The 19,364-nt window shown below is 61.4% G+C and carries 18 protein-coding genes; 11 read left to right on the plus strand and 7 right to left on the minus strand.

Features of this window, described 5'->3' with window-relative positions; translation table 11 throughout:
- Positions 1-60 precede the first annotated feature (60 nt).
- Both ACSQ36_RS11925 and ACSQ36_RS11930 read right to left on the minus strand, forming a co-directional pair.
- Complete coding sequence (locus tag ACSQ36_RS11925) at positions 61-1,995, minus strand: MFS transporter (RefSeq protein ID WP_436182049.1); 1,935 nt, start codon at positions 1,993-1,995, stop codon at positions 61-63.
- 206 nt (positions 1,996-2,201) lie between these two features.
- Positions 2,202-2,654 carry a CBS domain-containing protein gene (locus tag ACSQ36_RS11930; RefSeq protein ID WP_031359018.1) on the minus strand — a complete coding sequence of 151 codons (453 nt, stop codon included), beginning with the start codon at positions 2,652-2,654 and terminating at the stop codon, positions 2,202-2,204.
- 266 nt (positions 2,655-2,920) lie between these two features.
- On the opposite strand from ACSQ36_RS11930, the gene ACSQ36_RS11935 reads away from it, so the two are divergent.
- The 3 genes from ACSQ36_RS11935 to ACSQ36_RS11945 all read left to right on the plus strand — a co-directional run bounded on the left by ACSQ36_RS11935 (position 2,921) and on the right by ACSQ36_RS11945 (position 5,571).
- Positions 2,921-4,246, plus strand: coding sequence for an O-acetylhomoserine aminocarboxypropyltransferase (locus ACSQ36_RS11935; RefSeq protein WP_436182050.1), 1,326 nt, complete (start codon positions 2,921-2,923; stop codon positions 4,244-4,246).
- On the plus strand, positions 4,243-5,064 hold the full coding sequence (locus tag ACSQ36_RS11940) for an alpha/beta fold hydrolase (RefSeq protein WP_436182051.1): 822 nt from the start codon (positions 4,243-4,245) through the stop codon (positions 5,062-5,064). Before ACSQ36_RS11935 ends, ACSQ36_RS11940 begins: the two co-directional genes overlap by 4 nt.
- Positions 5,065-5,250: 186 nt before the next feature.
- The gene (locus ACSQ36_RS11945) at positions 5,251-5,571 is read left to right on the plus strand and encodes an Mpo1-like protein (RefSeq protein WP_060819075.1); all 321 of its coding nucleotides are present in this window, start codon (positions 5,251-5,253) and stop codon (positions 5,569-5,571) included.
- Positions 5,572-5,594: 23 nt separating this feature from the next.
- Here the strand turns inward: ACSQ36_RS11945 and ACSQ36_RS11950 are convergent, their stop codons facing one another.
- Positions 5,595-6,902: a YihY family inner membrane protein gene (locus ACSQ36_RS11950; protein WP_213761709.1), complete on the minus strand. Its 1,308-nt coding sequence runs from the start codon at positions 6,900-6,902 to the stop codon at positions 5,595-5,597.
- 122 nt (positions 6,903-7,024) lie between these two features.
- Between ACSQ36_RS11950 and wrbA the strand changes: the two genes are divergently transcribed.
- The 4 genes from wrbA to ACSQ36_RS11970 all read left to right on the plus strand — a co-directional run bounded on the left by wrbA (position 7,025) and on the right by ACSQ36_RS11970 (position 10,485).
- Complete coding sequence (wrbA, locus tag ACSQ36_RS11955) at positions 7,025-7,627, plus strand: NAD(P)H:quinone oxidoreductase (protein ID WP_436182052.1); 603 nt, start codon at positions 7,025-7,027, stop codon at positions 7,625-7,627.
- 3 nt (positions 7,628-7,630) lie between these two features.
- The gene (locus ACSQ36_RS11960) at positions 7,631-8,083 is read left to right on the plus strand and encodes a DUF2069 domain-containing protein (protein WP_436182053.1); all 453 of its coding nucleotides are present in this window, start codon (positions 7,631-7,633) and stop codon (positions 8,081-8,083) included.
- Between the two features lie 111 nt (positions 8,084-8,194).
- Positions 8,195-9,658 (plus strand): FAD-binding oxidoreductase, encoded by a 1,464-nt coding sequence (locus ACSQ36_RS11965; protein ID WP_436182054.1) that lies wholly within the window; start codon positions 8,195-8,197, stop codon positions 9,656-9,658.
- A gap of 23 nt (positions 9,659-9,681) precedes the next feature.
- On the plus strand, positions 9,682-10,485 hold the full coding sequence (locus ACSQ36_RS11970; protein WP_436182055.1) for a metallophosphoesterase: 804 nt from the start codon (positions 9,682-9,684) through the stop codon (positions 10,483-10,485).
- A gap of 242 nt (positions 10,486-10,727) precedes the next feature.
- Here ACSQ36_RS11970 and ACSQ36_RS11975 read toward each other — a convergent pair whose 3' ends face one another.
- Both ACSQ36_RS11975 and ACSQ36_RS11980 read right to left on the minus strand, forming a co-directional pair.
- Positions 10,728-10,898, minus strand: a complete 171-nt coding sequence (locus ACSQ36_RS11975) for a hypothetical protein (RefSeq protein ID WP_158934310.1) — start codon at positions 10,896-10,898, stop codon at positions 10,728-10,730.
- A 181-nt stretch (positions 10,899-11,079) separates the two neighbouring features.
- On the minus strand, positions 11,080-12,018 hold the full coding sequence (locus tag ACSQ36_RS11980) for a LysR family transcriptional regulator (protein WP_213761713.1): 939 nt from the start codon (positions 12,016-12,018) through the stop codon (positions 11,080-11,082).
- Between the two features lie 207 nt (positions 12,019-12,225).
- Here ACSQ36_RS11980 and ACSQ36_RS11985 point away from each other — a divergent pair, with 207 nt between their 5' ends.
- Genes ACSQ36_RS11985 through ACSQ36_RS12000 form a run of 4 tightly spaced genes read left to right on the plus strand, consistent with a single transcriptional unit; the run spans position 12,226 to position 16,996 of the window.
- A complete protein-coding gene (locus ACSQ36_RS11985; protein ID WP_436182056.1) occupies positions 12,226-13,725 on the plus strand; it encodes an efflux transporter outer membrane subunit in 1,500 nt (499 codons plus the stop codon).
- 2 nt (positions 13,726-13,727) lie between these two features.
- Positions 13,728-15,899, plus strand: coding sequence for an FUSC family protein (locus ACSQ36_RS11990; protein WP_436182057.1), 2,172 nt, complete (start codon positions 13,728-13,730; stop codon positions 15,897-15,899).
- Entirely contained in the window at positions 15,889-16,089 is a 201-nt protein-coding gene (locus tag ACSQ36_RS11995; protein ID WP_213761716.1) for a DUF1656 domain-containing protein, read from the plus strand. The genes ACSQ36_RS11990 and ACSQ36_RS11995 overlap by 11 nt, the downstream gene beginning before the upstream one ends.
- A gap of 28 nt (positions 16,090-16,117) precedes the next feature.
- Entirely contained in the window at positions 16,118-16,996 is an 879-nt protein-coding gene (locus ACSQ36_RS12000; protein WP_436182058.1) for an efflux RND transporter periplasmic adaptor subunit, read from the plus strand.
- Here ACSQ36_RS12000 and astE read toward each other — a convergent pair.
- Together astE and astB are read right to left on the minus strand one after the other, a co-directional pair.
- On the minus strand, positions 16,991-18,028 hold the full coding sequence (astE, locus tag ACSQ36_RS12005; RefSeq protein ID WP_436182059.1) for a succinylglutamate desuccinylase: 1,038 nt from the start codon (positions 18,026-18,028) through the stop codon (positions 16,991-16,993). The two genes, ACSQ36_RS12000 and astE, sit on opposite strands and share 6 nt — an antisense overlap.
- Positions 18,012-19,355, minus strand: coding sequence for an N-succinylarginine dihydrolase (gene astB / locus ACSQ36_RS12010; RefSeq protein ID WP_436182060.1), 1,344 nt, complete (start codon positions 19,353-19,355; stop codon positions 18,012-18,014). Before astB ends, astE begins: the two co-directional genes overlap by 17 nt.
- Positions 19,356-19,364 lie beyond the last annotated feature (9 nt).

Here is a 19,364-nt window from a genome sequence, read left to right on the forward strand (position 1 = left end):
TTCGTTAGCAAAAGCACCGCTTGAGGAAGCCTCTTGGCCGCGCGAGGCCCCTCTCGCGCCTTATTTGCGCGCGCCTCGCAACGTCGCGACTACCTCTTGCAAGTGTTCCGGCGTGGCATCGGCGGGATCAATTGGCTCACCGACCGCCAACGTCAGGCGGCTCATTACGCCTCGTTGAATCGGACGCGGCCACCGGTTGTCGTCGTGACGCGAAAAAACGCTGCCCCACAAGCCCCGTAAAGCGATGGGCACAACAGGGGCGGAATGGCGCTTGAGAATTTCGCTGATGCCATGGCGGAACGGGTTGATATCGCCGGTTCGGGTGAGCTTGCCTTCAGGGAAGATGCACACCAGATCGCCGTCTGCGAGCGCGCGGCCGCAGGCGTCGTAGGCTTTTTCCAGCAGTTTTGCGTCCTCGTGAGCGGGCGCGATCGGAATGGCCTTGACGTGCCGGAACAGCCAGCCGACCAGCGGTGAGCGGAAAATCCGGTGATCCATCACGAAGCGGATCGGCCGCGGACTTTCCGACATGATCACGATGGCATCGACGAAACTCACGTGATTGCACACCAGCACGGCGGCCCCGTGCTCGGGAATGCGCTCGGCGTTCACGAGTCTGATCCGGTAGAACGTATGCACGAGAACCCAGGCGAGAAAGCGCAACAGAAACTCGGGCACGAGCGAATAGATATAAGCAGCCACCACGATATTCAGCAACGCCGTGGTGAGAAACAGCCCGGGAATGCCGACGCCCGCCGACGTCAGGCCGACCGCCATCAACGCCGACACGATCATGAAAAACGAGTTGAGGATATTGTTCGCGGCGATGATGCGCGCGCGGTGCGTGGGTTGGCTGCGCGACTGGATCAGCGCGTAAAGCGGCACGCTGTAGAAACCGCCGAACATCGCGAGCAGGAACAGGTCGGCCAGGATGCGCCAGTGCACGCCCATCTGAAGAAATTCGCTGACGCCCATCAGATGCCCGGCGGGCGCGATGCCGTGGCTGGCAAAAAACAGATCGATGGCGAAAACGCTGATACCGATCGATCCGAGCGGAACCAGTCCGATCTCGACACGGCGTTTTGAAAGCTTTTCACACATCAGCGAACCGATGCCGATGCCGATCGAAAATGTGCCGAGCAGCACGGTCACGACGTCGGGGTTAGCCGACAGGACGTCCTTCCCGAAGTTAAAAAACGACGTGAGAAAAGTCGCGCCGACGAACCAAAGCCACGAGATCCCGAGCAGACTCAGGAACACAGTGCGGTCCCGGCGCGCGAGCGCGAGATTGCGCCACGTCTCGCTGAACGGATTCCAGTTGATCTTCAGATCGGGCTGCAGAGCCGCGGTTTTCGGTACGAAACCCGACGCCACGCGCCCGATCAACGCAACCGTCACGCAACACGCGGCAAGCAACATGGTGCCGTGCTCGGTCAGCCCGGCCGTCGCGCCGCCAATGATTGTCCCGATCAAAATGGCCACGAACGTCCCCATTTCAACGAGCCCGTTGCCGCCAACCAGTTCCGATGGCTGGAGATGCTGTGGCAGATAGGCATATTTCACCGGCCCGAACACGGTCGAATGCACACCCATGAGGAACGTGCAGACGTAAAGCAGCGGCGCGCTGTGCAACATGAAACCCGCGCCGCCGATCAGCATCACCACGATTTCGAACGTCTTCACGAAGCGTGTAAGCGTGGCTTTGTCGTATTTATCGGCGACCTGGCCTGATGTCGCGGAAAAAAGCACGAAAGGGATGATGAAGACTGCAGAGATCAGGAAAGCGGCGGTTTTTGGATCGACACCTGAAAAACGAGCAGCCTGAAACGTGACCAGCGACGTAAAGCCGACCTTGAAGACATTGTCGTTGAGTGCGCCGAGGAACTGCGTCCAGAAAAACGGCGCGAAACGACGTTCACGCAACAGGCGGAACTGACCGTCGCCATGTTGGGCGCCGGCCTTTTTCTCGCGGGGCGATGCGGATGTTTCGCTCATGGATTATTGGAGTTGGTAGCTGAGAGAGTGTTGATCCGTTGAGCCTGGCGGTTGCAGACGAAACCGTGATGACCGAACCTTGACGGAGCGGAAAGGACCCGAAGGGGCAAAAAAATGCGCGCCGCTCGGGCGCGCATTTTGTGCGTGACGTTGTGATGCGCTTCGACCGGGTTTGCGCGAATCGCGCTAATCGCGCGACGCCCCGATCAACGCGCTTCTTCTTGCTGCTCCGGCCAGTCGCGGATATAGGCCTTGAGCATCTTGTTCTCGAAACCTTGCTCTTCCACCACGGCCTTGGCCACGTCGTAAAAAGAAATCACGCCCATCAGCACGTTCTTTTCCATGACCGGCAGGTAACGAACGTGATGCTCGAGCATCATCCGGCGCACCTCGTTCACGTCCGTTTCCGGCGTACACGTGATGGGATGGTCGTCCATGACCTTGCGGATAGTGGAGGTGCCCACGCTGCCGCCGTTTTCGCTCAGCGTGAGAATGATCTCCCGGAACGTCAGCATGCCGGCGAGATCGCCGTATTCGATCACCACGAGTGAACCAATGTCGTGTGACGCCATGGTGTTGATCGCTTCGTGCAGCGGCGTGTCCGGTGTTACCGTGAAGAGCGCGTTGCCCTTGACGTTCAAAATGTCGCTGACTCGCATGATTGTCTCCTCGCGAAAAGCCTGAATATCTATCGATCCTAGCGGAAAGACCGTTAAAAAGAAAGCGCGCAAGAACCCCGTGTTTTGTCTGCAAAAGCCAAGCGGGGCGGGCTTTTGCACCGGGTCGGCGCACGCCGGGCCAAGGCTGCCCTTGCGTGGCATGGCGCCACATGGTGCAAACGCCAACGCTGGCGTCTACCCCAAGTTTATCGGGCCACACCCGATGTTACGATAAATGACTCTTTTCCTCTGGTAGCCCGCCCACGATGCCCGCCAACCGCTTCGACACGCTCGTGCTGCACGCCGGCGCAGCGCCCGACCCTACCACCGGCGCTCGCGCCACGCCGATCTACCAGACTACATCGTTCTCGTTTCGAGACACCGACCACGCTGCTTCGCTCTTCAATATGGAGCGCTCAGGACACGTCTATTCGCGCATTTCGAACCCGACCGTCGCCGTATTCGAGGAGCGCGTAGCCGCGCTGGAGGGCGGCGTGGGCGCGATCGGCACCGCCAGCGGACAGGCCGCGCTGCATCTTGCGATCGCTACGCTGATGGGCGCAGGCTCGCACGTGGTTGCGTCGAGCGCGCTGTACGGCGGCTCGCACAACCTGCTGCATTACACGATGCGGCGCTTCGGCATAGACACCACGTTCGTCCCGCCGTACGATGCCGACGCATGGCGCGCGGCCATCCGGCCCAACACGCGCCTGCTGTTCGGCGAAACGCTGGGGAACCCGGGTCTCGATGTGCTCGACATCGAGACAATCGCGGACATCGCACATTCGAACCACGTACCGCTACTGGTGGATTCGACCTTCACCACGCCCTATTTGCTGCGTCCCTTTGATCATGGCGCCGACTTCGTCTACCACTCGGCGACCAAATTCCTGGGCGGCCACGGCACGACGATTGGCGGCGTGCTGGTGGACGGCGGCACGTTCGACTTCACAGCTACCGATCTCTTCCCCGAATTCACCGAACCCTACGACGGTTTTCACGGCATGGTCTTCGCCGAAGAAAGCACCGTTGCACCGTTCCTGCTGCGCGCTCGTCGCGAGGGCTTGCGCGACTTCGGAGCGTGCCTGCATCCGCAAGCTGCGTGGCAACTCTTGCAGGGCATCGAAACCTTGCCGTTGCGGATGGACCGGCACGTCGCCAACACCCGCAAGGTCGTCGAATTCCTGCTCGCTCATCCCGCGGTGGAAGGCGTGGCCTATCCCGAGCTCGACACTCACCGCGACTACGCGCTTGCCAAACGCCTGCTGCCGCGCGGCGCGGGCGCCGTGTTCAGCTTCGACCTGCGTGGCGACGTAGCGGCGGCGCGGCGCTTCATTGAAGCGTTGACGCTGTTCTCGCATCTTGCGAACGTTGGCGATGCACGCTCGCTCGTCATCCACCCCGCTTCGACCACGCATTTCCGCATGGACGCCGCGGCCCTCGCCGCAGCGGGCATTGCACCGGGACGTATCCGGTTGTCGATTGGCCTGGAAGACCCCGACGATCTCATCGATGATCTCAAACGCGGCCTCAAGGCATCGCAGAAGGCTTCGTCCAGCGCTGCTCCGAGCAGCGACGGGAGCCGCACATGATGCTCGAAGTCGACGGCGCTTCGGCCTACGCCTACACCGGCGGCCACGCGTTCGAGCAGGATCGCCCCGTGGCCGTGTTCGTGCACGGCGCACAGCACGATCACAGCGTCTGGGCACTGCAGACACGCTACTTCGCCCATCACGGCCTGAACGTGCTCGCCGTCGATCTTCCCGGTCACGGCCGTAGCGCGGGCCCGGCACGGCGAAGCATCGGAGCGCTCGCGGACTGGCTTGTCGCGTTACTGGACGCGGCCAAGGTCAAAGAGGCAATGCTGATTGGCCACAGCATGGGCTCGCTGATTGCGCTCGATTGCGCAGCGCGCTATCCGTCGCGCGTCACCCGCCTTGCCCTGCTCGCCACCGCGTATCCGATGACCGTGTCCGACGCGCTTCTCGATGCCGCACGCGATCGCGAACCGGACGCCATCGACATGGTCAACCAGTGGTCGCACTCGTCGATCGCCGCAAAACCGTCGTGCCCCGCGCCAGGCTTCTGGCTGCATGGCGCCAACCAGCGCCTGATGGAACGAGTGGCCGCACTGGGTGAGCTCCATCTCTTTCATACCGATTTCAGCGCCTGCAACGCCTATGCGGACGGACTTGAACGAGCAACGGCGCTACGTTGCCCGGTACAGATCATTGCCGGCCGTCTCGATGCCATGACGCCACCCCGCGCCAGCCGGGCGCTGACGGACGCGATGAAACAAGCGGATGTCGCTGTCGAAACTGTCATGCTGGACGCCGGACACGCACTGATGAGTGAACGGCCCGATGCGACCCTCGCCGCATTGTTCAGTTTTGCGACGCGACCGGTTTAGGTGACGGATCATTCCACGGCTCATGAACCCAGCTTAACCGCACGCGCTCCACTGCGCCATCAGCCGAATGGGAGGGGGTCTCCAACTGTTTCCAGATCGGCAGGAATCGTGGTTGCGCAGTGGGCTTAATCGCTGGAGAATGAATCTTGCTGAGCCAATGCTGCAACCTGCTCGAAGGAGACTGTCATGGCCCAAACCGCGCATTCCGATCACTTCGCGAGCTTCGCCGAGTTCTATCCGTACTATCTCGAAGAGCACCGTAACGTAGTGTCGCGCCGGCTGCACTTCATCGGTTCGCTGGGCGTGATTGGCTGCCTTGCAATGGCTATTGCCACCGGCGACTGGCTCTGGCTCCCCGCTGCCGTGATTTGCGGCTACGGCTTTGCCTGGGTCGGCCATTTCTTCTTTGAGAAAAACCGTCCGGCCACGTTTCGCCATCCGCTCTACAGCCTGATGGGCGACTGGGTCATGTTCAAGGACATCTGCATCGGCAGGATTTCGCTTTAGCGCACTTCAGAACACAAGGCGCTTCAGGCCGTTTGATGCGGCATGGACGTTACCCCCTGTGCCTCGCGATCGCCTTCTTGACGAGACGCGGCGCGCGCCGCCAGCAGCGTGGCCAATGTAACCTCAAGTTTCTCGTTGCTGAGCGCGTTCATCAATGCGGCACGGTCAATGTGCGAGGAATCGAGGCGCAACTGATAGTCCAGTTCTTCGCGCTCGATCACGAACAAATCGAACAAGCTCGCCACCGTGATCTGCTGCGGATTGGCGATCAGCACATAGCGCGGCACTCGAAGGTTCTCCAGCCTCGCAATCCATTCCAGAGAGTCAAGCTTGCGAACCAGGCGCATGGAGGTATCCATGTCACAGCGAAGCATTCGTGCAAGCTCGAGGCCGGTGTAACCCGGCAGGCCGGCTTCCCGTGCCTCCGCCAGGCGAGCGAGTAATTCGAGGGCATCGAGCAGGTCGCTCCCTGGAAAATCATTTCGATGAAACTGGCCGATCCGGATTGCCGGCAAGGCCGACGTGAGCATCGCGCCGATCAGCGTGATCATCCAGCACAAATAGACCCATAACAGGAATACAGGCAACGCCGCGAACGCGCCATACACGGCGGTGTAGGTCGGAATACGGCGCACGTAATAGCCGAAACCGCGCTTCGCCAATTCAAACGCGATAGCCGCGACAAGTCCGCCAACCAGCGCGTCGCGCCACTCCACTTTGCAATTCGGCAGGAACACGTAGAGCATGGAGAACGCCAGCATCGTGAACGGCAGCGTCGCGCTGGCGAGCGCCCACTCGACCACCGGTGGCAGGAGGTTATGCGAGCCGGCAAATGCGATGGATTGCGCGAACAGGTAGGACGACATGGAAAGACTCACGCCGAACAGAATAGGACCGAGCGTTATGATGGCCCAGTACACCAGGACGCGTTGAGCGAACGGCCGAGATTTGCGCACGCGCCAGATCACGTTGAACGCAGACTCGACGGTCATCATGGTCATCACCGAGGTGACGAACAAGATGATCATGCCGACCGTGGTAAGCCCCTTGGCCTTCGATGCAAACTGGTTCAGGTACTTGAAGATCTGACTGTTAATTTGCGACGGCATCAGGTGCACCGCCAGAAAATCCTGCAGCGACATCTGAAACGAAGCAAAGATGGGAAACGCGGTGAATAACGCAAACGCGACCGTCGCAAGCGGCACGAGCGACAACACGGTGGTAAATGTCAGGCTACCGGCCACCTGCGGCACGCGATCCTCACCCGTACGACGGGCAACGAATGCGGCAAGCCGCTTCGTTGTATCGAGATCGATGGGAAACTTCAGCAAGAATCTCTCTCCTTGAAACACTACAACAGATCCGCGACGCGGCTTGAATGGCGAGCGGCACCACGCCAAAACGCCCCGCCCACGCACCCGATCCTTATAATACCCGTTCACCGAAAAGGCTCATGAACGACATTCTCGTGCTCTATTACAGCCGCAACGGCGCCACCCGCGCGCTCGCCCAGGCGATCGCTCAAGGCGTCGACAGCGTGCCCGGCATGCAGGCGCGCGTGCGTACCGTGCCCCCTGTCTCCACCGTTTGCGAAGCCACGCAGCCGGATATTCCCGCCGACGGCCCGCCCTACGCCGAAGTGCGCGACCTGGAAGAATGCGCCGGAGTCGCGCTCGGGTCGCCCACGCGGTTCGGCAACATGGCGGCTCCGCTGAAATATTTCCTTGATGGCACTTCGCCTCAATGGCTGTCCGGCGCGCTGGCCGGCAAACCCGCCAGCGTCTTCACCTCCACGGGCAGCTTGCATGGCGGGCAGGAAACCACCCTGCTTTCCATGATGCTGCCCTTGCTTCACCACGGCATGTTGATCGTGGGCATTCCGTACACCGAGCCGAAGCTAACCACCACGCAAACCGGGGGCACGCCTTATGGCGCGTCCCATTTCGCCCGCGCTGAAACGGCCGACAGCGGCATCTCCGCAGACGAGAAAGCATTGGCCATGGCGCTCGGCGCACGCCTCGCCACTACGGCGCTCACGCTTCAACGCGGCGTCTGATTGATGACCACTACGCCCGTCATGGACGCTGCCAGCACCCGACCCGGCTTTGCACGCGGCGCGCTGTTCAGCCTGATTGCGCTGATTGCGTTGTCGATCGCGTGGGAGCTTTGGCTCGCGCCGCTGCGCCCGGGTGGCTCCGCTCTGGCGCTCAAGGCAATCCCGCTGCTGTTCGCGCTGCGCGGCACGTTCCGGCGCAACGTGTACACGCTGCAATGGGCTTCGATGCTCGTGCTGCTCTACTTCGCTGAAGGCATCGTGCGCGGCATGACCGACGGCGGATTATCAGCGCACCTTGGCTGGTTCGAAGCGCTTCTTGCTCTTGCGTTCTTCGTCTGCGCGCTTGGCTTTGTCGCGCCGTTCAAACGCGCTGCACGCGCCGCGAAGCGAGCAAAGGCCGCCACAGCCGTAACAACCTCAACATCAGATTCAACGCCCGACGGCAATCATTTGTAGCACGGAATAGTTTGCGTAGACGAGACCTATGCCATCAGGCCAGGGTTCGCCCGGCCCGACGTTACGCGATACTGTGTCACCCGTCGTCCACGCCACCGCTTTTCTAAACTCATGACCGCATCCGACCGTTCACGTTACTTTGTTGAAGCCTGCATCGAAGCAATTGGCGCAGCCCACGTGCTGACCGGCACACACGATACCGCGCCATTTCTCACTGACTGGCGCAAGCGTTATCACGGTCAGACGTGCGCCGTGGTGCTTCCCGGCACCACCGAACAGGTCGCTAAAGTTGTACAGCTCGCGCGGGAATACCGTGTCCCTATCGTGCCGCAAGGCGGCAACACCGGACACTCCGGCGGGGCAACGCCAGACGCCAGCGGCAAACAGGTGGTTATCAGCTTGCGCAGGCTGAACCAGATTCGCGACGTCGATCCTCTCAACAACACCATCACGGTGGAAGCCGGCGTGATCCTTGCCGATATCCAGGCGCGCGCCGGGCAGGAACAGCGACTCTTTGCCCTGAGCCTCGCCGCCGAAGGCAGTTGCACGATCGGTGGCAATCTTTCAACGAATGCCGGGGGCACCGCCGTTCTGCGCTATGGCAACACCCGCGAGTTGTGTCTCGGGTTGGAAGTGGTGACGCCGCAGGGTGAAATTTGGGACGGTTTGCGCGGGCTACGCAAGGACAACACCGGCTACGATCTGCGCGACCTGTACATTGGCGCGGAAGGGACACTCGGCATCATTACTGCCGCCGTCATGAAACTGCATCCGGCACCTGTCGCTCGCGTAACCGCGCTCGCGGCGCTGGCCTCACCACAGGCCGCGCTCAATTTCCTCGCTACCGCACAGCGTTATGCAGGGCCATTGCTGACCGGCTTCGAACTGATGTCGGATTTTTCGCTTCATCTCGTAACCACGCATTTCCCGCAGATGCGTTATCCGTTCAGCCAGAAACACGGCCAGACCGTGTTACTCGAATTGTCCGATAGCGAGAGCGAGGAGCACGGCCGCGCGCTGTTCGAACGGCTGATGGAACATGCGATGGAGCAAGGCCTGGTCGAGGACGCAGTCGTTGCGGAGAATTTGTCGCAGTCGCGGGCGTTCTGGAACTTGCGCGAACATATCCCGCTCGCGCAGGCGGCGGAAGGACTCAACATCAAGCACGATATCGCGGTGCCTATTTCCCGCATCGGGCATTTCATCGAGGCAACCGACGCGCTCATCGCCCAGGCCATTCCGGGCGTGCGCATGGTGACGTTCGGCCATCTTGGCGACGGTAATCTGCACTACAACGTGCAGGCGCCGGAAGGGGTTGATCCCGAGAGCTTTCTCGCCGAATTCCAGGCACCGGTCAATGCGCTCGTGTATGAAAGCGTGCACGCGCATCGCGGCAGCATCAGCGCAGAGCACGGATTGGGACAATTGAAGGTAGCCGAAGCAATGCACTACAAATCCCCGGTGGAAGTGCGGCTCATGCGCGCGCTCAAGACAGCGCTCGACCCCGAGAACCTGATGAATCCGGCCAAGGTGTTGCCGGACGTGCGGGCGCCGGGTGTTGCGGGCTCGGCATAACAAGTATTGAGGAGATAAGCGCCGTGAAGATTCGCGTTCTGTCCGACCTGCATCTCGAGCACGACGAGCCGCTCGCCATCCCATACGCCGAGGCCGATCTCGTCGTGCTGGCCGGTGACATCCACAATCACGCGGAAGGTCTGCGCTGGGCGGCGGAAAATTTCGGTTCGGACGTACCGGTTGTTTATGTGCCGGGCAACCATGAGTATTACGACGGTGAATTCGGTGCACTTGAAACCGCGATGCAGGACGCCGCGCGCAGCTTGCCCAACGTCCATTTCCTGAACAACACCGCCCTCACCGACCGATACGGCAAATGGCGCGTGCTCGGCACCACGTTGTGGACGGATTTCGCGTTGTTCGGCGCGAGCGACGAGGCGTTGCGCGAGTCCATCGCTGCGGCAGAGCGGGTGATGGTCGACTTCCGGGGCGTGATCCAGGTTGCGTGGCCCGAGCCTGAAGATGAGCCACGCTCGTTTAGTCCCGGCGACTCGCTGGCGCTCCACGGGCAAGCACGGGCATGGTTGGAAGATGAGCTGGCAAAACCTTTCGACGGCAAGACGATTGTCGTCACGCATCACGCGCCGCTGAAACAAAGCCTGGCCGAAAAGTTCGCGACGGACCGGGCATCGGCGGGTTTTGTGAGCGATCTACCCTCGCTCGTGCGCGCGCCGGTTGCGCTGTGGATTCACGGGCACACGCATACCGCGTTCGATTATTTCGCAGAAGGAACGCGCGTGATCTGTAATCCGCGCGGCTATCGCGACCGGCGCACGGGTGCGCCTGAAAATCCGTTGTTCAAATGGGACAGGGTGGTCGAGATCTGAGCGACCACCGGCAATGAATTGCCAAGAATCGCGTTTTCGGTGCAGATACGCTGCAGGTGCGTGGGGCCGGTAAAAATCTAACCGATCATGACGCGGCCGCCCGGCCCTTCAGCGTTATAGGTAAAAATACCCGTTCCAGGGCGAGAACTCTCCGGCACCAGATACGGTTTATCCGGCGCAGGCTTAAATGTCACTGCACCGGCTGCAAAAAACAAAAAGACCGATAGATCGGTCTTTTTTTCTCAACGATCCGACGAATCGCGCGATTGACGGTTCTTACGTTCGTCGATACGGATCGGGATCAGGCGCGCGCGTTTCGCATTTTCGCGAGCCGTACGCAGCAATTCGCGGGTAGCGGGCACGGCGATCAGAGCCAGCAGTGCGTAGATGGCGATCATCAGCGGCGTATTCATAACTTCCTCGGATGTTGTCGAATCGATAAATCGGTAAAAGTGAATCGGTGAAGCTAAAACACAAACCACAAGCTATCAACATGCGGCCGAAATAGACGTAAGCAAGTGTTGCGGCGCGGCAAATGAAAAACACCGATGAAAGCATGTCGGCCAGCTTACCCCCATTCTCCTGCTCATAAGCTTACGACGCCACAAATTCCTGCAGCGATTTTTCATCGATGGCGAGTGCGGCAGGCAACTCAGCGCGCAAATACTCCACCCAGGTCCGGATTTTCGCATCCAGGTACTGACGCGACGGATACAGCGCAAACAGGTTGAGCATCTGCATGGTGTATTGCGGTAAAACACGCACCAAGGTCCCTGCACGCAATGCAGGCAACGCTGACGACGTCGGCAATATCCCCACGCCCATGCCCTCGCTGATTGCCACGGCCATGGCTTCAGCCACGTTGACCGTGAAGGTCGCGGGTCCGAGCGTGATGGTTTCCTGCCCGTTCGGGCCGTCAAAAGTCCATTTGTTCGGCGGGAACGCGGGCGTAATGAGTTGCAAGCACGTATGCCGCACCAGATCAGACAAAACGTGGGGCACGCCGTGTTCCTGAATATAGCCCGGCGACGCGCAGGCAATGCTGAACGCACTTCCCAGTCGTTGGGAAACCAGTCCTGAATCAGGCAGTTCAGTGCCGAGGACGATCGACACGTCAAAACCCTCGTCCAGCAGGTCCGGCACGCGCTGCGCGAGCGTCAGGTCGATCTGCACCGACGGATGCAACTTCTGGTAGCGCGAAATCATTGGCACGATGTAATGCTGGCCGATCCCGGCCATGGTGTGCATCTTGAGCTTGCCGGCCGGGCGCGCGTGCGCATCGCCGGCTTCAGCTTCGGCCTGATCTACATAAGCCAGGATTTGCTCGCACCGCTGCAAATAACGCTCGCCTGCTTCGGTCAGCGCGATCCGGCGCGTAGTCCGGTTGAGCAAGCGCGTGCGCAAATGCGCTTCGAGATCGGAGACAGCGCGCGATGCATAGGCCGTCGTCGTGTTCAGCTGGTGAGCCGCGGCGGTAAAGCTGCCGGCTTCAACAACCCGCGAAAACACGCGCATGTTTTGAAGCGTATCCATGAGCCTTGAGTCTCGTCCAAGTGGTGCCGCATTGTTACCGCATTGTTACGTTATGGGCAACGGCGATTACCTCATAACCCGTAACAATGCTTTGCATTTTTACCAGTTACTCGCCAATCGGGGCAAAAATATAATTCTGGCCTGTGTCTCAATCCGTTTTGAGAAATAATTTTGCTAGTCAGCACGATCAGAAAGACCATCGTTCCGATGGTTCTTACATTTATTTTAACAATAGCAGGCTGCGCGAGCACTAAAAACGTCGGTCCCGAAGACACGCTCAAGGACACGTCTACGCTCGATGCCGGCGCGACGCTGCGCGCGGCTAACGCCGACGCGGCGTGGCCCGCGTCGACATGGTGGCGCGCTTATAACGACCCGCAGCTCGATGCGTGGATTGCGCGTGCGCAGGCTGGAAATCCGACTCTGGCGCTGGCTGCCGCGCGCGTACGCGAAGCCCGTTCGATGGCGGGCGTGGCGCAAGCCGCCCTCGCGCCTCAAGTCGATGGATCCCTGGCGATCAATCGCCAGCAGTGGCCGGAAAACGGCTATTACGGCCCCGGCACTTACAACAACGTCAACACGTGGGACAACACGGCGGCGCTGCAACTCTCGTACAACCTCGACCTCTGGGGTCGCGACGGTAACGCAGCGGAACGCGCGCTGGATGCCACCCACGCTCGCGCCGCCGACGCCCGCGCCGCGCAACTCGAACTCGAAGCGAACGTGGTACGCGCATACATTGGCTTATCGCAGGGATTTGCGTTGCGCGACATCGCTCAGTCCACGCTCGACCAGCAGCAGAAAATCGCGGCGCGTGCGCGTCGGCGGCTGCAGGGCGGGATTGGCACGCAGCTTGAAGTCGCGCAGGCGGAAGCGTCGTTGCCGGACTACGAGCGTCAGGTAGAGACCTACGACGAAGCCATCGCGCTCGCCCGTAACCAGCTTGCAGCGCTCGCCGGCGCGGGACCGGGTGCCGGCGATTCGATCACGCGTCCCGTGCTGTCGCTGGCAACGCCGCTCGGCTTGCCGTCGGCTTTGCCCGCCGAGCTGATCGGACGTCGCCCAGATGTGGTGGCGGCGCGCTGGACGGTTGCCGCTCAGGCGCGCGGTATCGATGTCGCGAAGGCGCAGTTCTATCCGAACATCAACCTGATGGCGTCCCTGACGCAAATGTCCGCAGGCGGCGCGCTGCTGACGTTCCTCACTGGCAACGGCGGCGGTTGGACTGCAGGACCCGCCGTGACGCTGCCTATTTTCGAAGGCGGCCGGCTGCGCTCGCAACTTGGGGCGGCATCGGCGCAATACGACCAGGCCGTCGATCACTACAACGCCACGCTGGTTGCGGCGTTGCGCGATGTCGCCGATCAGGTCGTGCGGATCAAGTCGCTCGATCGCCAGCTCGACGCGTCAGGCCGCTCGGTTGCGGCTGCGCAGAAGAGTTATCGGCTGGCTGACGAGGGGTATAGGCGCGGCTTGACCGATTACCTGAATGTGCTCGTCGCGCAGACGCAATTGCTGCGCGCACAGGACGGCGAGGCGCGAGTGCGCGCTGAACGGCTCGCGGTGTATGCGACGTTCTCGGCGGCGCTGGGTGGCGGCATCGATAGTTCCGCCGATAGCCCCGCCGACACGCAGATGAAACCCGCGAAGCATATCGGGCCGTTCGCCGAGCACAAGGACGCGTCGGCCGGCGAGCGGAGTGAATGAGCATGTCGACTCCCTTCTCCACGCCGAACCGTCCCCATCCGCTGCTCGTGGACTGGGCGCTCACCGACGGCCTCGCGTGGATTCACATCTTCAAGGCGGCATTGGCGGCGTTCCTGGCGCTGTGGATCGCCATGCGTCTCGATCTGCCGCAACCTCGTACCGCGATGACGACTGTATTTGTCGTGATGCAGCCGCAAAGCGGCATGGTGCTGGCGAAGAGCTTTTACCGTTTCTGCGGAACGCTCGTCGGCCTCGTGGTGATGCTCGCGCTGATCAGCCTGTTCTCGCAGCAACCGGTTTTGTTTCTGTCGGCGACGGCGCTCTGGGTCGGCATCTGCACAGCGGGCGCAGCGCGTAACCGCAACTTCCGTTCGTACGGGTTTGTGTTATCGGGCTATACGGCCGCGCTCATTGGCATACCGGCCGCGCAACATGCTGATGCCGCCTTCCTGACAGCAATGACGCGTGTAGCCGAGGTATCGTTAGGTATCCTGTGTTCGGGTGCAGTCAGCGCGCTCGTCTTTCCGCGGCATGCAGGCGAGCAAGTCCGGGCGACCGTTCGGCGGCGTTTCACCGCGTTCGTGGATTACGTGTCGAAGGCGTTGGGCGGGGGTATCGAACGCTCGCAGATCGAGCGCATCAACGCGGCGTTCGTCGCAGATATAGTCGGGCTCGAGGCTGCGCGCAGCGTGGCCGTGTTCGAAGATCCCGACACCCGCATGCGCAGCGGCCGGGTCGCCCGGCTGAACGGCGAATTCATGAGCGTATCCACACGCTTTCACGCACTGCATCAGTTGATGAACCGGCTGCGGGTCAACGGCGCAGCGGCGACGGTCGACGCTTTGGAACCCTATTTCCGCGAAGTCGCGCCCTTGCTGAGCGCGGCGGGCGCGCCGGTGGAGAAAGCCGCCGATGCGGCCCACGCAGCCGCGCAACTCGACACGTTCAAAGCCGCGCTGCCCAGGCGCATCCGGGCGACGCGGCGCTCGCTCGATCCGGCAACCGACCTGCTCGAATTCGATACCGCCGCCGAGCTGCTGTATCGGTTCGTCGATGATCTGCATGCCTACACGCTGACCTACGCGTCGCTCGCGGTGCCCACGCACGAACGCGAGCACCGGATCACGCGTTATGTGCCGAAGACCAGCCTGCTCGCGGCGGGCGTTTCCGGGCTGCGCGCGTTCATCGTGGTCCTGGTCCTGAGCGGCTTCTGGATCATGTCGGCGTGGCCGAGCGGCGGCACGGCCGTGCTCGACGCGGCAGCGGTGATCGCACTCGCCTCGTCGTCACCGCGGCCCACGCAAATGGCCTTCCAGATGGCAGGCGGCACCGCACTTGCGGCCGTGGCAGGAATGATCGTGGTGTTTGCGCTGTATCCGCGAGCCGACGGCTTTCTGCTGCTGTCGGCCGTGCTCCTGCCGTTCCTGATGCTCGGCGCTTTCATCAGCACGCGGCCCGGCATGATGGGCGTTGGCGTTGGTTATTGCATCTTCTTCTGCTTTCTCGCCGGTCCCGACAACGTCATTCAGTACGATCCGTCAGGCTTCATCAACGACGCCATCGCGCTGGTCGCTTCCATGCTCGTTTGCTCCATGTCCTTTGCCGTGCTGCTGCCCACCGACGCGCCGTGGCTGCGCCGACTGCTGATGCGTGAACTGCGGCGGCAAGTGGTGACGGCGAGCAAGGGCGGCCTGATCCGGCTCGCGATGCGTTTTGAGAGCGGCGCGCGCGATCTGCTTTCGCAGATCGATGCGCTCGCGGCAGGTCGTGAGGATCTGCAGCGCGAGGCATTGCGCTGGCTGTTCGCGGTGCTTGAAGTGGGGCATGCGGTGATTGATCTGCGTACCGAGCTGAGCCGCTCGGATACTGGCACAGGTACGCCGGCGCGCGCCGCCAGGGCGTCGATCACGCAGGCGCTACACCGGGTGGCGCATCTCTTCGATCATCCTACCCCTCGACGTTTCGATGCCGCGTTGTCAGCGACCACGCTGGCCATCGACGATCTGCGCGCGTTGCTCGACACCGTGCACGAGCCTCGGGAGGAGCGCCATCGGCTGCAACGGATGTCGAGTCATCTGCATTTCATTCGTACGGCCCTGCTGGATCGGCAATCGCCGTTAGGCCATCTCAGCCAGCGCGAACTCCCGCACGAAGGAGCGTCACATGCCGCGTGATATCGCCATTCTCGATGCCTACGTACCGACAATCCTGCTGCTGTTTATCGCGGGCGGCTTGCTGACCTGGTTCATCGACCGGCTGCTCGCGCTCACCGGCTTGTATCGCATGGTGTGGCATCCGTCGCTCTTTCGCGCGTGTCTGCTCGTATGTACATGCGGCCTGCTTGGGCTCGCGGTGTATCGCTGAAATATTGTTGAAGGACTAAAACCGCATCATGATCATCAGGAAAATTTTCGGCATCTTCATGACCGCGCTCATTTTCTGCGCAGCCATCTTGATCGGGCGCGTGCTGTGGGTGCATTACATGGACGAGCCGTGGACCCGCGACGGCCGCGTGCGCGCCGACGTCATCAACGTCGCGCCCGACGTCTCCGGCGCGGTCGTGACCATGCCGGTCGCCGATAACCAGTTCGTGCACAAGGGCGATCTGCTGATGGAGATCGACCCGTCGCATTACAAGATCGCGGTAGAGCAGGCGCAGGCTACCGTTGCCGCCCGTCAGGCGGATTTACGCATGCGTCGCGACGACGCCGCGCGGCGGGCGGATCTGGACAACGAAGTGGTGTCGAAGGAATCGCGCGATAACGCAAGCCAGGCCGCCTCCGGCGCCGCTGCGAACTTGCAGCAGGCGCAGGCAGCGCTCGACGCCGCCGAACTCAATCTCGCGCGGACCAAGGTGTTTGCGCCTGTGGACGGCTACGTGACGAACCTGAACGTGCATCGCGGTGACTACGCGACGACGGGCGCAGCCAAGCTCGCTATCGTTGATAGCCATTCGTTCTGGGTCTATGGATATTTCGAGGAAACGAAGCTACCGCGTGTGCGGATAGGCGATAAGGCGGAGATGCGGCTGATGAGCGGCGGCGTGTTGAAGGGCCACGTGCAGAGTATTTCGCGCGGCATCTATGACCGCGATAACCCGCAAAGCCGCGAACTGCTCGCCGATGTGAACCCCACGTTCAACTGGGTGCGGCTCGCGCAGCGCGTGCCGGTGCGGATTCATATCGACGAGGTTCCAGAAGATGTCGTGCTGGCTGCGGGGACGACATGTACCGTGGTGGTCGATCCTACCGGCAAGCCGGGAAATTCATAGCGAATCGAATGTTTCCTGAGTCGTATCGATGACCATGAGCCCCGCTCTCAATCCCGGCTTCACCGTCGGATTCGGAAACACGATGCGCTCCTCGTCGCGCAGCACTTCATACGTGTAATCGCCATCCTCGGCGAGCACCGTGCCGCGCGCGAACGGCGTGAAATTCGCGACATCGCCGGCTACATGGAGCTTGAACGCCTCGCTCTGTTTATCGATTTGTCCGACGACGGTGAATACCTTCAACGTTGGGTTGGATGGCGCTATTGGCGCAAGCCCCGCGATCAGCCGCCGCAATGAGGCGTCCGATGCGGCGAAGCGCGACAGATCGTTATGCCCGAATGCCCGCACTTTGCCAAGCTCCAGCGTGCACGCGAGCGCGCCCGCTTGCTCCGCCGTGAAATGCGTGAACGTGTTCGACTTCTCCTTGTGCAGCAATACGGCCGACAACCCCGCGTCCTGCAACCAGTCGAACATCACGCGCGACAGCGGCGTGCCCGTGTATGGCAGCAACGCAAACTGCTCGAACACCGAGGGGCGGATCGCCGTGTGCATGTCAATGTGCCATTTAGCGTGCGTTGAAGCGGCATCGGCATCGGCTTCGGCAAAAAACGCACGCGTCACGTTCTCCAGTTCCGCCGCACGCGGCGCTTCATGACTTGCTGCAAGCTCAAGATAGCGGCCGTTGAACAGCCGGTTAAGGTCGTCGTCGCGATAACGGCAGGACGCACGCATCGCGTCAATGTTGCCGAATATAACCAGCACGCGGCTCTTCAACGCCGCCTTGCCGCTGGCAATATCCGCAACCAGCATCGACAGGATTTCGATTGGCGCGGTTTCATCGCCATGAATCCCCGCCGATGCCACCACGCTTTGCAGCACCGCGGCCTCGGGTTCGAAGCGAACGATGCCATCGCCGAGCCACGTCCACTTCACGCCACTCGGCAACCGGCCTTCCGTCAGCGCGGGCTTTTTTCCATCGAGCACAAAGTCGAGAAAGTTCGCGAACATGGCCGGCTCAACGCTGGAAGTCATAGATAGCACCCAGCTTGAGAATCCCGGTCAGCGCATCAAGCGCCGCGCGCGATTCATCGAGGAGTTTCAGATCGGCGAGATCGGCGGGCGCAATGCGGTCGCGATAATGCGTGTCGATCCAGGCATCGAGTTGCGCGAACAACGTGTCATTCATCCAAACGCCTGGATTCACGGCGACCCGCTCTGCATCGTCGAGCACCACGCGCAGCCGCAGGCAAGCAGGACCACCGCCGTTCTTCATGCTTTCACGGAGATCGAAGACGAGGACATCGTCGATGGACGTTGACCGCGCGGGCAACGAATCGAGGTACTTGGCAACCCGCGCGTTTTCCCGGCACTCCTGCGGCACGACCAGCACCTGCCGGCCATCCGGCCGTGTCAGCAACTGGCTGTTGAACAGATACGACGAGACGGCATCGGCCACGCTGACTTCGTCTTCCGGCACTTCGATAGCGGTAAACGCGCCGCCATGTGTTTCAAGTTTCGCGCGAAGCTGGTCGTACACGCTGCCCTGATCCAGGAACGCACGTTGATGGCAAAACAGCGTGTTGCGATTGCCCACGGCGATCACGTCGTTATGAAACACGCCCGCATCGATCACGTCAGGAAGCTGTTGCGCGAACACGGTAGCGTCGTCCGACAGTCCGTGAAGGCGCGCGACCGCGCGGCTTGCCTCAAGCGTTTGGCGCGCGGGAAAACGCTTCGGTTCTGCCGAACCTTGAGCATATTCGCTGCGTCCGTACACGAAAAACTCCACGCCCTTCTCGCCGTACTCGTTGCAAAAACGCGTGTGGTTGGCCGCGCCTTCATCGCCTAAAGCGGGCGTGCCGGGCAACGCGTGATGAATCCTGAAATGCTTTTCATCGGAGAAAATGGCCGAGAGCGAACGGCGTGTTTCTTCATGCTCGATCGCACGATGCAACTTCGTGCTCAGGTTAGCCGGCGTGAAATGCACGCGGCCATCGTTCGTATCCGCCGATGGGCTCACGGTCGCCGCGTTCGCGGTCCACATCGCCGAAGCGGAGCTGGCGGCGGCCAGCAATTCCGGCGCTTCGCGCGCCGCGCGCTCAATTACCGTAGCGTCGTCACCGGTGAAACCAAGGCTACGCAGCAACTTGAGCGACGGCCGTTCGAGCGGCGGCAACACACCCTGGTGAAATCCAAGGTCGGCCAACTGCTTCATCTTGCGCAGACCCTGCTTCGCCGCGGCCTTCGGATTGGCGGCCGATTTTTCGTTGTTGCGCGACGCGACATTGCCGAACGACAGCCCCGCGTAGTTGTGCGTCGGGCCGACCAGCCCGTCGAAGTTCGCTTCGAATGCTTGCATCGTGGTTCC

The organism is Caballeronia sp. LjRoot34 (assembly GCF_964253815.1).
Lineage (GTDB): Bacteria > Pseudomonadota > Gammaproteobacteria > Burkholderiales > Burkholderiaceae > Caballeronia.